The following is a 14,307-nucleotide window of genomic DNA, read 5'->3' on the forward strand; positions in this document are numbered from 1 at the left end:
CCTCCCAAAAGTGCTATTTTGCTGACTTTTTATAGTATTATTATACCATATTTAGCACTTTTTTGAAAGAGATTGGCGTATTTTACCCTACAATTAGTCCGAAAAATTTTTACTCCTCAGCGCTGAAAAATTTTCATCCTCTTGTTCATATATTATGTCTATTACGAAGGATACATATTTAAGCGCTTAAAAATGTAATTTCAAAATTAAAGTTCATAACAAACTTCTGGTGGAACATATAAATGAAATGATGAATGATGATAGTAAACAGGGCAACGCGAAATCGCCTTTGTTTTTCTCACTTGTAATGGTATATAAATGCTGGTAGAATAGTTATAAAGTTGTCGAATGTATAAATTTTTTAATTTTGGGGGTAAAGACATGAAAAATTGGATAAAAGCGGTCTTGGTTATAGGCGTTATACTCGTGTTGTTGGCCATATGGGTAATAAACGGCTACAATAGCCTGGTGGCAAAGAATGAACAGGTGCAAACGGCTTTGAGCCAGATAGACAACCAGCTTCAGAGGCGAAACGATTTGATACCCAATCTAGTGGAAACTGTAAAAAAGTATGCTGCCCATGAATCGGAGGTGTTCGCTCAGATTGCCGAGGCCAGGGCAAAGCTGGCTGGTGCCACCACCGTTGAGGGCATGGCACAGGCAGACGCCGAGGTTGCCAGTGCTTTGTCCAGGCTGCTTGCCCTAGCAGAGAATTATCCCGAGCTTAAGGCTAACCAGAATTTTATCCAGTTGCAGGATGAGCTGGCCGGTACCGAAAACAGGATTGCGGTTGCAAGGCGGGATTACAACGAAAAAGCGCGAGATTACAACACCGCTATCAGAAGGTTTCCCATGAATATCATAGCCGGCGTGTTTGGATTTGAACGCGCTGAGTATTTTGAGGCATCTGAAGATGCCAGGCAGGTTCCCGATGTAGGCGAACTATTTGGAGATTAAGGGTGCTTGAGCGTGAAGTGTATAAAGGATTTGAGGATAGTTGTATTTATATCAGCGATTGTGTTATTGTTTTCTGCCTGCAGCGCTGCACAGGACAGCTATCCTGACCCTACCGAGGCTTTTTATGTGAATGACTATGCCGGTGTGCTGGATACCGATGCCGAGGAGCACATTCTAAGGGTTGCTAAGGAGCTGGAGGACGTCACAACGGCTCAGGTAGTTGTTGTGACCATGGAAGGCATTGGTGACAGGCCGCTGGAGGAATACACCCTTCGGCTGTTCAGGGATTGGGGGATTGGTCAGAAGGATAAGAATAACGGCGTGTTGATATTTGTTGACGTACAAGGCAGGCAATCCAGAATTGAGGTGGGGTACGGCCTTGAAGGGGCGCTTACCGATGGCAAGACCGGCAGGATACAGGATGAGCACATGATTCCCCATTTCCGTAAGGGCGAGTACAGCCAAGGGATTGTTGCAGGGTTTAATGCGATAGTAAATGAGATCTACCTGGAGTATGGCTATACAGATAAATTGGTTGGAGACGATGCGCTGCTTGAAGAGCCAACTTTGCCTGTAGAGCAGCCTGAAGAGGACGATTTTTCTTTGTCCAGATTTATACTATGGCTGGTGCTCATTGTGGTATTTATCATCTTAGATTTTGCCTTTTTCAGGGGATCTATCACTTCTACCATATTCCGCTCTGGGGGTCGCGGAGGATATGGAGGCTGGTTTGGCCCGGGCCCAAGGGGTGGCGGATTTGGCGGTGGAGGCTTTGGAGGTAGAGGCTCTGGCGGAGGAGGCAGTGCCGGAGGCGGAGGAAGCTCACGGAGCTGGTAAAAGGATCTTGCATTATAAGCAGAAGGAAAATATTGAACTTTTGTACAGTGGTTTAGATTATACAGTAAGCGAGGCAGGGGAGGGAAAATGATGCCTAAAAGGCTTTGGAGAATATTGTCCGTTATCATGATTTTTGCAATGGTTATAATGGCTTTGGTTGATACAGTGGCGCTGGCCCAGGGTAAGGTTACTATGTCGGTAAGAATGAGTCCTTCGGTCGTACAGCCGGGAGAACCCTTTGAGCTCATCTATAATATAACAAATTCTATGGATAAACCTGTTAAGGTGCGCATAAGGGAAGAACTGTACAACCATGTTACCAATGGGAAGGAAACCACAATGCTGGAGAGGAGCATCGCACCGGGAGAAAAACAGGAAATAAGCAGTACGGATGAGGGCGAAGCTTACAAGGCCATAGATGGCTATGTGACCTATTTGGTGGAATATCAGGTCGAAGGGCAAAACGAATGGGCGGTTTTGGGAGAAGGCGTTTTCGATATTTTCAACATAGGATTTAACGTAAGTTATGCTGCCAGTGCATCCCAGGTGAAAAGGGACGACGAGGTAGAATACGTTGCGGTTGTGGAATCCACCTCAAACGTGGTTTTAACGGATATAGCGGTCATGGACAGCCAGTTTGGTGAGCTGGGCAGGATTCCAAGGCTGCAACCGGGCGAAAAGAAGATGGTGAAACGAAAGTTCAAGCTGGAAGATACCACCGAAAGCTACCTCATATTGAAATACAAGGATCCTCTGTCGGTACGGGGAGATGTGCTACAGGAATTTCCCGATGCAAGGGTCAAAGTTGAAGTGGAAAAGCCGCAGCCTGTATATTCTCTGGAGGTACAAGGCAGCGTTGACAAACAACAAATCACCTCAGCACAAGAGGTGACCTTTACTCTCAAAGTGAAAAACACCGGCAACGTTACCCTCCAAAATATCCAGTGTACCGACTGGAAGGGGAAGACCTTTTATGAGATAGTCCAGCTGCTTCCAGGGCAGGAAGCTACTGCTATCTATAAGGCTACAATTGACTCAGCGGGGAAATACACCATAACGTGCAGCGGTGTACCCGAAGACGGAGCACAAAAGGTGCAAGCTCATTATACTGTAGAGATATCCAGGGTTGAAGCAATGGTGGAGATCGAGAGAAGATTTGAGCCCCAAAAGGCAGCGCCGGGAGATACCGTTACCCTGACATATATAATCCGTAACACTGGCAAGGTGACATTGAAGGATGTGTCGGTGGATGAACCAGAACTGGGGGACATAGTCTCATTTGACAGCTTGAAGCCTGGCGATGAGAAAGTGGTTTCAGTGGAAAAGGAAATGGATGATGACGGCATAATAAGCAAGACCGTTTTGACCGCCAAGGATGAGCTGACGGGGGCTCCTTATAGATACGAGGCTGATGAGCTGCTGATTCCTGCCCAAGCGTTTGATAAGGCGGCTCATGTATCCATTGATGTAGAAGTGGATCCTCCCAGCCTGGAAAAAGCAGGGGCGGTACAGGTAAAATGCACCATAAAGAACGATGGCGGGGTAGTGCTGAAGAATATAGAGGTCTTCATTGAGGACTTGGTTAAAGAAAGAAACATCGGGATGGGAAGCATGCTTGTGCTCAACCCGGAGGAAGAGCAGACGTTTAACCTGCCATACCTCAGCGTAGAGGAAACCAGCTCCTTTGTTGTGGTGGTAAAAGCACAGGATCAAGAAGGGAATGACTTAGAGTTCAGAAGCCAGCACTTTGAAGTGGCAGTGGGGGTAACGGATGAAGCGCGAAATCAGCGTGGCTCAGATTCGGGAAAGGTGACCCTTCTTAAAGTTGCCCTTACCGTCGTGATATTTTTGATTATCCTGACAGCGGGAACCTTGATCTATCTGGTGCGCGATTCACTGCCCTTCTTTAGGCGGCGAAAGAGCCTGAAGCACAGAGCTGCAGGTGGGGATTAATTCCCATACTTTTCAACTAGGTGTTTGATGGACATCCAGAATTCCTGGGCTTGTCTGGCAGCGCTTGTTTTGGAGCGCTTCCGGGCGGTGGGTGGAGAGAACATCCAGCGTAAAAATCCCATCCAGGTTTTGAGCATTGTGGCGTTTTTGCCGGAAGGCAGAGGTCGTAACTGAAAGCCCATACGCTTTACGCCGGGGCCAAACAGGGTGACACCCCACAGCGCCTTTACTCGCGGGTCCAGCCTGCCGTCGCGGGCAAGCCGCGCCAGGTTGTACATCTCCTCCCTAAATAGAGGGAGCAGGTGTATGTCCGAAGCCACCGTTACGTTTCCTACTTTACCGCTGTATATGACGGTGTTGGAGATGTGAAGCTCGGCCACGTATTCTCCAGGCTGAAGGGTCGAGCCATCCTCCAAGGGGAGAGGGTCGCCGCTGTATGGATGGATGCTCATCCTCAGCAGCCCATAGGGGGAATTTTCAACGGTATAGATGTTGTTCAGCCTAGAAAATATTTTTTCCCACAGTATAAAGACGGGAGCTATCAGCCTTTTGATCATGTCCTATCTCCTTTCAGCTGGTCAAGGGTTACAAATGTGTAACCCTTTTTCTTTAACGTGTCGATAATGGAGGGGAGTGCTTCCAGGGTTTTGGCAGGTGCCCCGGGGGCTCCCCTGTTATCATGCAGCACCACTATAGAGCCGGGCTGTGCCTGGGAGATGACGGCGTCGTATATGTGCCGGGCTGTGGTTTTGGCTTCCCAGTCCTGTGCTTCGATGGACCAGTAAGCGATCTCAAGGCCCAACCTTCGAGCCGCCGCTGCGCTGCAAAGATTGAACATGCCCCATGGGGGCCGATACCAGCGGGGCTGATGTCCTAAAGAACTTTTGATGGCCTGGCAGGTCAGCTCAATGTCACTGAAGGTGCGCAGGGGGGACATCAGCCATGAATGGCGATGGGAAAAAGAGTGGCATCCCACGGTGTGCCCCTCGGAGTGCGTTCTGCGAAGTATATGAGGATACCGGAGTGCCTGCTCTCCAACGACAAAAAAGGTAGCCTTTACGCCGGCCTCTTTTAAGATATCCAGTAGCTTGGGCGTATATATCGGGTTTGGTCCATCGTCAAAGGTGAGGGCTATCCATGGCTTATTGGTCTCTCCGCATCGCACGACTCGTTTTGAACGGTTGCGCATCCAGTAGTTTGGTATGAGGCAGTAAATAGCAAATATCGCGATTGCAGCTGCCGCTATAGATGCAAATACCCACATCTTTTACGACCCTTTCCTGATACAGATATTTTGCTTTTTGAGTTTCATAATTAATTTTGCTGCAAACTTAATTTTTTGCCCACTCTCATTTTTGCTTCAAAATTGTCGATTTCGTTTTGAGCAGCAAAATTGACTTTTTACAGTTATAGTGGTTCGGTTTTGCTCATCATAGCATAAATAATTTACAGTGCTATGATGATGCAGTACCATTACGATGTAGTATATTGAATCGAATAACGCCAGTGTTTTATGCTTTAGTTACATAAAAAGGCTACAGGTCGATTTTATGATATAAACAGGTTGGGCTGCTGCGAACCATTCCTGTAGTTCTCGGCCATCTGTACTATTATATTTGCAGCGTCCCTGGCGGCAAAAGGCTTTGATATGGGTTCCATGGCCTGTGCCATGCTTTTCAGTATGGAAGGGTCATTGATGCAATCGATGATGGTCTTGATCACTTCCTCCTCGTCATCCACCTGTACGGCCACTTTGTAGCGAACCAGGAAGCGGGCGTTGCTCCTCTCATGGCCGGGTAGGGGTTTGTATATCAGCATTGGCAGCTTCTTGGCCAGAGCTTCAAATACGGTTACCCCTCCCGCCTTTGTCAGCAAAAGGTCGGATATTTCCATGAGCTCCGCTATGTTGTCTACGTAGCCCAGTACGCGAAGAGGTATCTTGGAATGTTGCGAAATGTCCTCCAGCCTTTTGGCCAGTGCATAATTGGTGCCGGTCACCGCTATGGCCTGCATGGGCAAGTCAAGCTTTGCCAGGCTTTCGCATATGTCCTCCATATCTGACAGCAGGCCGCAACCCCCGCCCATCATCAACAGCGTGAAGAGATCGCGCCTGAGGCCGTAGCGCTCCCATATTGAAGGATCATGGCACGGGGCCATGAACTCCTGCCGCAGGGGAAGTCCCGTGACATATAGGTGCGATGGAGGTATGCCTTTTCTTTTTAAGTATTTGGCCACGACGTCGGCCGCCAGTATATAAGCGTCCACGTACGGATGGATCCACTGGCTGTGGAAAGCCACATCCGTAATGACCGTTACAAGGGGTGTGTTTATATAGCCGCGGGATTTAAGGTAGGAGATCACCCCGGCCGGGTTGGGGAAAGTACACACTATGGCGCTGGGTGAACGGCTGTATATGGCTTCCAGCAGCTTTTGCCTGCCGATTCGGTTTAACATGCGCTGCCATCTGGAATCAGGAGGCAGATGGCGCGTAGCCTCGTAAAACCATTTATATCCGGTCGAAAAGTGTTTGATGACCTGGTGATAGCCAAACAGCAGCGTTTGCTTGAAAAACGGGTTTATATAATTTAAAAAATCGCATATTTCAACGTTCCAGTCGGGACGCTGCTGCTTTATGGCTGTGGCCAGTGCATTGGATACCTGGTAATGCCCTGCTCCGTAGCTGGCAGAAAATATTAACACGTCGCATCTGGTGCCTGGTCCAGAGGCCATAAAGCCATTCACCTCGCTTTTATCCAGTAAAGTTTATGGTTTCTCTCCGTTATTCTTGCATATTTAAGATTTGTACCGCTTTAATACAAATTATATTATACCAGAGTTCACCATATTTTGTATAATGAATTTTTTGTAATATATTTTTGGTAAAACGGACTAAAAACGCTAATTCAATTGCATACGCTTCAAATGTAAATTAAGCTATAAATAGTTTTGAACATTCTATTGAAAGGTGATAGAATATTATTGGTCGTATTATTCATGTTTGATATTATCTTTATGTAAAAGGATTCTTGTATGTTTTGTTAGTGTAAAGATTTATTTTGGTGCTCAAAACAAATTTTGAAAAAATGTAGCTGCAAAAGGAAGTCGGTTGATGGATAGGCGTCCGCGCACTCGTGATTTTAATCATGAGTTAGGACGTTAAAGTTGTATTAACATATATGAAGCAGGAATCACGCGACTTCTCGTGGGAGGTTCAAATGGCTGAAAATGGGATAGAATTAAACTGAACCGTTGATAAACTGAAACCGTCTTGAGAGTTTGACAGTCTAATTCTAATAGAAAACCAGGGGCAATACGGGAGAGTGTGAATATGCTGGATTTGAGCAAGATAAGCCTGCAGCTGATGGAGATGGCACGGGCCCGGCAGCAGGAAATACAGCAGCTGAAGGAGAAGGAGCGCTGCGTGCTGGAAGCCGTTTGCGATTTTCGAGAAAACCCGCAGGCTTACATAGAAAAAATAGATTCGGATTCACGGCATTTTTTTGTAGCCTTTCCCAGGGGCAGGTTAGATGATGTTTTTCCTCTTCCACAGCCCATTTCCACCCATACCGTTATGGCGGTGGACGGATCGCAAATCGATGTGGACACGCACGAGATCGTATTGTGCTATGTGCTCAACATAGGCAGGGTGGTGCTGCATTACGGTACAGGGGACCCGCCGCTTATGGACAGCCTGCCCTACCTGTATTATAGGGATGAAGACCTGTACAAGCAGGGGGAATTGGAAGTATTTCTGCTGCGGGGAGAGGATCTGGCTGAGAAGCGCGCCGCCATGGAGGCCCAGCACCTGAAGGATTTGATTTTAAATCACCGAAGAGAGGGTATCCCCACAGTGGCATTGGTGGACGGCACGCTTGTATCCTGGGATAAGGCGGCATCGGCCAAAAAGGATATAGGCGGTTTTACCGCTCCGCACTTCAAAGATGTCTTCAAAGTGGGACAAAGCCTTGGCATTCCGGTGGCAGGATACATATCGGGTTCCCGCACCTCCCTTGTGATAAACACTTTGCGGGCCCGTGACTGTACTCAGCCCATCATGAACTGCGCTGGCTGCGAATATCGAAGCGACGCGACGGCGCCCTGCCACAGGCTGGAGGGTTTGAGGGATACCACCCTATTTGCCCGCCTCCTCAGGCCAGGAGAGCGATCGGCATGCTTTTACGGCGGCATCAACACGTTGCCGCGGCATGAATGGCCCCTGTACCGTATAGGGTTCTTCTACATAAACGTCGGTAGCGAGATAGCCCGTGTGGAGGCGCCCGACTACGTGCTGGAGGACGAGGGCCTGCTTAACCTGCTTCACTGGGCGGTGTACGATCAAGCACAAAAGGGCATGGGCTATCCGATAGCGCTTCAGGAAGCACACCATTTTGCGGTGATAAGGGGCGAGGAGCGGGAGGCGTTTTACCGCCTGGTGGAAGGGCAGTTTGTCAGGCGGGGGCTTCCCAGCCGTGTCACCAATAAAGAACTGCGCAAGCGCACCAGGATTTTTTAGAAAGGGGTGCATACCTTGATAGGGGAGATCATAGAGAGCAGGACGGCCGAGTTTGTGGCCGAGGCAGTCAGGTACGACCAGGTGCCTGCCTATGGCTCATTTGTCAGGGTCATGGATGGTGAGCTGCGGGTATATGGCATTGTTTCGGGGGCTTATACAGGCAGCCTGGACGGCATGAGCAAGGCAAAGGCTTTTTTCAAGTCGATCGATGAGCTTAAGATGGAGCAGCCGCAGATCTTTGAGTTGCTTCGCACCGAATTTTCCTGCGTAGTGGTGGGGTATGCCCAGGACGGGCGGTACCATCCATATTACCCGCCTATACACCTCAGCCTTCATCTGCCTGTGGAAAAGGCGGATGACGATGAGATATTGACCATTTCGCAGCACCTTGGTTTTCTGGAAAAGACGCTCAACAGCCCCGCAGGTAACGGTGAGGAGCTGACGGCTGCGGCCATTCGCATGGCAGCCCGTTTTCATCCCGATCCGCGGGAATATATAGTCAGGGCAGGGCGCGAGCTTCTGAAGATGCTGAACTACGACACCCAGAGGCTCAAGTCCATTTTAGAGAGGGTGGATATAGCGTGAGGGGGACTATCCTCAGGGGTTCGCTTTCAGGCGGCCTGGAAGTAAGGCTAGATATAGGCGAGAATATAGAAGAAGTCAAAGTAGGCACCTTTTGCGTGGTGGAAGGCAGGACCCATGACTTTTTTTCAATGGTAGTGGATGAGGACATTGAAGCGGCCAATCCGAAGGCTTTTTACGAGACGCTGTCGGACAACTCGCTCCTCAATGAGGTGGTCAGAGGTACCGGTATAATAGACAAGGTGAAGATTCAGCCCATGATTGCCATAAGGCGTGAGGATGGCAGGGTACAGCCCGTAAAGAGCATACCCTCCTACCTGTCCCGCGTCCGTGAGGCACGGGAGGAGGACGTCTTCAAGATATTTGGGCGGCCTGACCGAACGCATTTCCATGTGGGCTCTCCACTGGATATGGATCACATACCGGTATGCATAGACCTCAAGAAATTCATAGAGAGGTCCAACGGGATATTTGGCAAGTCGGGTACCGGCAAGACCTTTTATACCCGTATCATGCTGTGCGGCATGATAAAGAGCGGGCTGTGCAACGTGCTGGTGTTTGACATGCATTCGGAGTACGGCTGGGAAGGCGAGGACGAGGATGAGACGCGCAAAAAGGCTAAGGGGCTAAAACAGCTGTTTGGCTCCAAGGTGGCCATCTTTACCCTGGACCCAGAGTCTTCGCGCAATCGAGGGGTGCATCCCGACTTTGTGGTGGAGATACCTTACCGCTCCATCGAAGCCGAGGATATCGTGATGGTGCGGGAGGAGCTGAACCTAAACCCCACTGCCCTGGAGGTAATATATGTGCTTCAAAAGCATCTGGGGCAGGACTGGCTGATCACCTTTTTGAACATGGACGCATTTGCCATAGAGGAGTTTGCTGAGAGGACTGGGGCTCATGCAGGGGCGCTACAGGCACTTCAGCGTAAGCTGTTCAAGCTGCAGAAGCTGCCGTTTATAAAGGAAAATCCGGCAGACGATGCGGTGGAGCGAATAATGCAGTATTTGGATAGCGGAATGAACGTGGTGCTGGAGTTCGGCCATCAAAGGAGCATGCTGGCCTATATGTTGGTGGCCAATATCCTGACCCGTCGCATCCACGAGCTGTATGTCAAGCGCAGCGAAAGGGCTTTGGGGGGAATGCAGGGCAATAACACGCCCCTGGTCATAGTCATCGAAGAGGCCCACAAGTTTTTGAGCCCAGAGCTGTCGCGCCAGACCATATTTGGCATGATCGCCAGGGAGATGAGGAAGTACAACGTAACGCTGTTGGTGGTGGACCAACGACCCTCTGGCATTGACCCCGAGGTGCTTTCACAGCTGGGTACAAAGATAGTGGCCCTGCTCACCGAGGAAAAGGACATAGAGTCGGTACTGTGCGGGGTAAACAATGCCAGGATGCTGCGCAACGTCCTGGCCAGCCTGGACACAAAGCAGCAGGCCATCATCATGGGGCACGCCGTTCCAATGCCCGTGGTTATAAAGACCAGGACGTACGACGAGACCTTCTATAAGGAAATCACCAGGGACGAGGATGGCGCGTTTAGCCGGGGGCCGATGGCGGGACACAAGCAGGCTTTTGGCAGCCCTGCAGGGAACTATGGCGTGGATGAACTGCCACCGGGTAAAGAATTCGAAGACCTTATGAAGGAGCTGTATGGCATATGATGGAGCCCATTCGCCTGATTCATACCGGTGACCTTCACATAGGGATGCAGAATTACGGCAGGCTGGATAGCGCCACCGGTATCCATTCCCGCATCAACGACTTTTTAACCACCCTGGATAAGCTGGTGGACTACGCTATAGGCAACGAGGTCGATGCCGTACTGATATGCGGTGACGTATTTAAGAACAGGGAGCCCGATGTCACCCAGCAGCGGGAGTTTGCCAAAAGGGTGAAGCGCCTTTCGGATGCCGATATAAAGGTATACATAATAGTGGGCAATCACGACTTGCATAGTGCTGCTGGGAAGGCCACCTCGGTGGAGATATACGATGTGGTTGACCTCCCGGGCGTATACGTGCGCCGGAAGCCCAGCCTGGATGTTTTAAATACGCGGCGCGGCGCTTTCCAGGTGGTGGCGCTGCCCTATGCCTCGCCCAGCAACCTTGCCGTTGAGGGTTCTACCATAGAGGAGATCTCCATCGCCATCCGCACCAGGCTGGGGCATCTGCTGGATATGCTGATAGAAAAGCTTGACCCTGCGCTGCCTGCCGTTCTCATGGCGCACTTTTCTCTGATAGGCGCGGTGTCAGGGTCAGAGAGGGCCATCATGCTGGGGCGGGAAGTGACGCTCCCTGTTGGCTTCTTTGCCAGGCCCGAAATTGACTATGTGGCTATGGGACACATACACAAGCACCAGGTGCTTTACGATAAGCCGCCTGTGGTCTACTGCGGGAGCCTGGACAGGGTGGACTTCAACGAGGAAAAAGAGGATAAGGGCTTTGTCGAGGTGTTGCTCAAAAAAGGTGAGACTTCCTTTGAGTTCATAAAACTGGATACCCGGCCGTTCAGGACCTTTTATGTGGATGCCACCACCGGTGATCCCTTCAAAAAGGTGGTGGAGGCCATTCAAGGGCAACCTTTGGAAGAGGCTATCGTCAAGGTAAAGGTGAGGCTGCCGGCCCATGCCATGTCCAATCTTAGAGAAAAGGAGCTTTACAGGATACTTCGCGAGAGGGCCTTTTATGTGGCCGGCATTGAAAAGGATATAATTTCCGACCTTTCGCACTTGAGACACCCGGGCATCACCGAGAGGATGGATGTCGTGCAGGCCGTGGCCGAATACATTTCAAAGAAGCAGGAATACCAGGAAATAAGGCAGGCGCTGCTTAAGGCGAACGAGCAGTTGATTCAGGAGCTCAAGGAGGAGGGAGCCATATGAGACCTCTTAGTTTGTATCTGCGAAATTTTAAGTCCTACGGCGAAAAAGCACCGGTGCTGGATTTTAACTTATTTGATGTGGCGCTGCTCAGCGGCGACAACGGCAACGGCAAGTCGTCCCTGGCAGATGCCATAGCCTGGTGCGTGTGGGGCAAGTGCAAGGGCATGGACGGCAGGGGTGGTGTAGATGACCTGGTGAGGACGGGTGCCGACGAGATGGAGGTGGCCTTTTCGTTTGAAGAAGATGGTCAAGTTTACAAAGTGGTGCGCAAGCGCGACAAGCGAAGAGGCCTGTCATCCCTGGACTTCATGATAAAGAGGGGTGACGCTTTCGTGCCCATAAGCGGAAACCGCATAGATGAAACCCAGCAGAAAATCCAAGAGGTCATCAAGCTGGATTATGAGACCTACCTGTGTACCGGGTATTTGAGCCAGGGCAAGGCTGACCTGTTTGCCACCAAAAAACCCAGCGAACGGAAGGAGATACTGGCCGAGATACTCAATTTATCGGTTTACGATAAGCTGGAGAGAAAGGCGCTGGATAAGCGCAACGAGGTGCAAAACAGCCTGGAGCTACTGGAGAGGGAGATAGAGCTGCTGCAGCAACAGATTGCCGAAAAAGAAGCTGTTCAAAGCGATATGTTTCAGGTAGAAAATACCCTTGATGAATTGCAGGCAAAGGAGAAGAGCCTGAGGGAGCAGCTGGAGGTGCTGAACAAGCAGAGGGAAGAGAAGAACGCCATAAAGGAGAGGATTGAATACCACCGGCAGCAGCTTATACTGGAACAAAAGCAGCTGGCTGCCCTGGAGAAGGACAGGGAAAATTTGCAGGCGCGAATCGAGGACTACAGAAAGGTGCTACAAAACCAGCATGAGATAGAGGAAAATTATGCCGAATTTAAGGCCCTGGAGGAACGGGAGAAGGTCCTGGCCTATAAATACCAGTGCATAGCCGAACTTAAAACCAGGAGGGAGCGCCTGCTGGGTGAGCTGCGCATTAAGGAGCAGGAGCTGCGCCACCACATCGATGTGCTGGAAAGGGAGAAAGCGCAACTTGAAATCAAGATTGAACAGGCAGAGGCTCTGCACAGGGAATATCAGTCCTGCCAAAAGAGCATTGAGGAGCTAAATGCGCTGGAGAAGGAGCTGGAGGCGCTGGAGAAAAGGGTGACAGAAATTGGACAGGAGACAGCTGATCTGGCTGGCAGGGAAGGTTCTCTGCGACGACAGCTGGAAGAGCTGAAGGAAAGGTTTACTGCGCTTAAAGGTGCCGAGTCCAGCTGCCCGGTTTGCGGAAGGCCGCTGGATGCACAACACAGGGATGAATTGTTGAAAGAGGTAGCGGAGCAGGGGAAGGCCGTTCAGCAATCCATACAGGGGCTTAAAAAAGAGATAGCCAGCCTTGAAAATGAAAGGAACCAGGTACAGCTGCGGATTGATAGCATAAGGGCAAAGCTTAAAAGCCGGAGCAGATTGGAGTCACGTATGGCTTTGATAGACCGCCAGATCAGTGAAATAAAGGAGGCGCGGCAAAGGATCGAAGAGCTGGTGGCACAGCTTGATCCCCTTAAAAAGCAGCTTGAAACAAAGGACTACGCCCAGGAGGCTATGCAACAGATAGAGGAGACAGAGCGTCAGATACAGCAGGTGGGCTATGACCCGCAGGAGCACAGCAGTGTGCGGGACAGGTTGGGTAAGCTGGCTAAGGTGCCCAGCCAGTGGGAGGCCGTGCAGAAGGCCCGGGCGCAGATGGATTCCGACCTTGAGAGCCTGCAGCGGATTGTTAGGCTCATCGACGACAGAAAAAAGCATATCAAGGACATGGCGCTTTTGTTGGAGACGCTGCAGGGCTCCATAAAAGACCTACCCGAGATACTTGCCAGGGCTTCTGGGCTGGAGAGAGAGCTTGAAAGCATTCAGAAGGATATCCGCTCGATGGAAGCCAGGAGAGGAGCTCTAAAGGAGCGCATGAACAAGATTTTGGCCGCCGAGCAGCAGCTTGAGAAGAAGAGGGAGGAGCAGCGCCAGCTGCATGAGCAGCTGGAGGTGTACAAGGCGTTGGCTTTGATATACGGCAAACGGGGCATACAGGCTGCCATCATTGAAAATGCTATACCCGAGCTTCAGGACGAGGCCAACCGGATTCTGGCCAAAATTACCGATGGGCGCCTTGCGGTGGAGTTTTTGACGCAGCGCGATACCAAGTCGGGCAACGTGGTTGAGACGCTGGACATCAAGATATCCGACGGCATGGACACCAGGAAATATGAGACATATTCCGGGGGCGAGGAGTTTCGCATAAACTTTGCCATACGCATTGCTCTTGCCAAGATACTGGCCAACAGAGCCGGAGCCAACATGCGGATGCTGATACTTGATGAGGGCTTCGGCGTGCTCGATGAGCAGGGGCGGGAGCGTCTGGTGGAGGTCATAAACGCCATAAGGGACGAGTTTGACAAGATACTGGTGATCACCCACGTCCAGGAGTTGAAAGACGCTTTCCCGGTTCAAATCGAGGTCATAAAGACGCCCGAGGGCTCAACCTTCAGGTTGGTGGGCTGAAATCTATAAACGCA

Annotated in this window: 11 protein-coding genes; 8 read left to right on the forward strand and 3 right to left on the reverse strand. The window is 50.5% G+C overall.

What is annotated here, in order from left to right:
- Nucleotides 1–381 precede the first annotated feature (381 nt).
- The 3 genes from KVG29_RS04175 to KVG29_RS04185 all read left to right on the forward strand — a co-directional run bounded on the left by KVG29_RS04175 (nt 382) and on the right by KVG29_RS04185 (nt 3,747).
- Entirely contained in the window at nt 382–957 is a 576-nt protein-coding gene (locus KVG29_RS04175; protein ID WP_252226807.1) for a LemA family protein, read from the forward strand.
- A 12-nt stretch (nt 958–969) separates the two neighbouring features.
- Nucleotides 970–1,794, forward strand: a complete 825-nt coding sequence (locus tag KVG29_RS04180; RefSeq protein ID WP_252226809.1) for a TPM domain-containing protein — start codon at nt 970–972, stop codon at nt 1,792–1,794.
- Nucleotides 1,795–1,884: 90 nt separating this feature from the next.
- Nucleotides 1,885–3,747: a DUF7507 domain-containing protein gene (locus tag KVG29_RS04185; protein WP_252226811.1), complete on the forward strand. Its 1,863-nt coding sequence runs from the start codon at nt 1,885–1,887 to the stop codon at nt 3,745–3,747.
- Here KVG29_RS04185 and KVG29_RS04190 read toward each other — a convergent pair.
- From KVG29_RS04190 to KVG29_RS04200, 3 genes are all read right to left on the reverse strand, one after another.
- Entirely contained in the window at nt 3,744–4,304 is a 561-nt protein-coding gene (locus KVG29_RS04190; protein WP_252226813.1) for a YkoP family protein, read from the reverse strand. The genes KVG29_RS04185 and KVG29_RS04190 overlap by 4 nt on opposite strands.
- Complete coding sequence (locus KVG29_RS04195) at nt 4,301–5,011, reverse strand: polysaccharide deacetylase family protein (protein ID WP_252226814.1); 711 nt, start codon at nt 5,009–5,011, stop codon at nt 4,301–4,303. The genes KVG29_RS04190 and KVG29_RS04195 overlap by 4 nt, the downstream gene beginning before the upstream one ends.
- Before the next feature lie 284 nt (nt 5,012–5,295).
- On the reverse strand, nt 5,296–6,477 hold the full coding sequence (locus tag KVG29_RS04200) for an MGDG synthase family glycosyltransferase (RefSeq protein ID WP_252226815.1): 1,182 nt from the start codon (nt 6,475–6,477) through the stop codon (nt 5,296–5,298).
- Nucleotides 6,478–7,075: 598 nt separating this feature from the next.
- Here KVG29_RS04200 and KVG29_RS04205 point away from each other — a divergent pair.
- Genes KVG29_RS04205 through KVG29_RS04225 form a run of 5 tightly spaced genes read left to right on the forward strand, consistent with a single transcriptional unit; the run spans nt 7,076 to nt 14,293 of the window.
- Nucleotides 7,076–8,260, forward strand: a complete 1,185-nt coding sequence (locus tag KVG29_RS04205) for a DNA double-strand break repair nuclease NurA (protein WP_252226816.1) — start codon at nt 7,076–7,078, stop codon at nt 8,258–8,260.
- A 15-nt stretch (nt 8,261–8,275) separates the two neighbouring features.
- Nucleotides 8,276–8,845, forward strand: coding sequence for an HAS-barrel domain-containing protein (locus tag KVG29_RS04210; protein ID WP_252226817.1), 570 nt, complete (start codon nt 8,276–8,278; stop codon nt 8,843–8,845).
- A complete protein-coding gene (locus KVG29_RS04215; protein WP_252226818.1) occupies nt 8,842–10,512 on the forward strand; it encodes an ATP-binding protein in 1,671 nt (556 codons plus the stop codon). The genes KVG29_RS04210 and KVG29_RS04215 overlap by 4 nt, the downstream gene beginning before the upstream one ends.
- Nucleotides 10,509–11,732 carry a metallophosphoesterase family protein gene (locus KVG29_RS04220; RefSeq protein ID WP_252226820.1) on the forward strand — a complete coding sequence of 408 codons (1,224 nt, stop codon included), beginning with the start codon at nt 10,509–10,511 and terminating at the stop codon, nt 11,730–11,732. Before KVG29_RS04215 ends, KVG29_RS04220 begins: the two co-directional genes overlap by 4 nt.
- A complete protein-coding gene (locus KVG29_RS04225; RefSeq protein ID WP_252226822.1) occupies nt 11,729–14,293 on the forward strand; it encodes an AAA family ATPase in 2,565 nt (854 codons plus the stop codon). The genes KVG29_RS04220 and KVG29_RS04225 overlap by 4 nt, the downstream gene beginning before the upstream one ends.
- Nucleotides 14,294–14,307: the final 14 nt, after the last annotated feature.

This window comes from Caldicoprobacter algeriensis (assembly GCF_023838525.1).
Classification (GTDB): Bacteria; Bacillota; Clostridia; order Caldicoprobacterales; family Caldicoprobacteraceae; genus Caldicoprobacter; species Caldicoprobacter algeriensis.

Bases quoted from the DNA above. Each gene is read 5' to 3' on its own strand.
- KVG29_RS04195 (WP_252226814.1), bottom strand. From the start codon at position 5,011: ATGTGGGTATTTGCATCTATAGCGGCAGCTGCAATCGCGATATTTGCT.
- KVG29_RS04190 (WP_252226813.1), bottom strand. From the start codon at position 4,304: ATGATCAAAAGGCTGATAGCTCCCGTCTTTATACTGTGGGAAAAAATA.
- KVG29_RS04200 (WP_252226815.1), bottom strand. From the start codon at position 6,477: ATGGCCTCTGGACCAGGCACCAGATGCGACGTGTTAATATTTTCTGCC.
- KVG29_RS04175 (WP_252226807.1), top strand. From the start codon at position 382: ATGAAAAATTGGATAAAAGCGGTCTTGGTTATAGGCGTTATACTCGTG.
- KVG29_RS04225 (WP_252226822.1), top strand. From the start codon at position 11,729: ATGAGACCTCTTAGTTTGTATCTGCGAAATTTTAAGTCCTACGGCGAA.
- KVG29_RS04205 (WP_252226816.1), top strand. From the start codon at position 7,076: ATGCTGGATTTGAGCAAGATAAGCCTGCAGCTGATGGAGATGGCACGG.
- KVG29_RS04220 (WP_252226820.1), top strand. From the start codon at position 10,509: ATGATGGAGCCCATTCGCCTGATTCATACCGGTGACCTTCACATAGGG.
- KVG29_RS04185 (WP_252226811.1), top strand. From the start codon at position 1,885: ATGCCTAAAAGGCTTTGGAGAATATTGTCCGTTATCATGATTTTTGCA.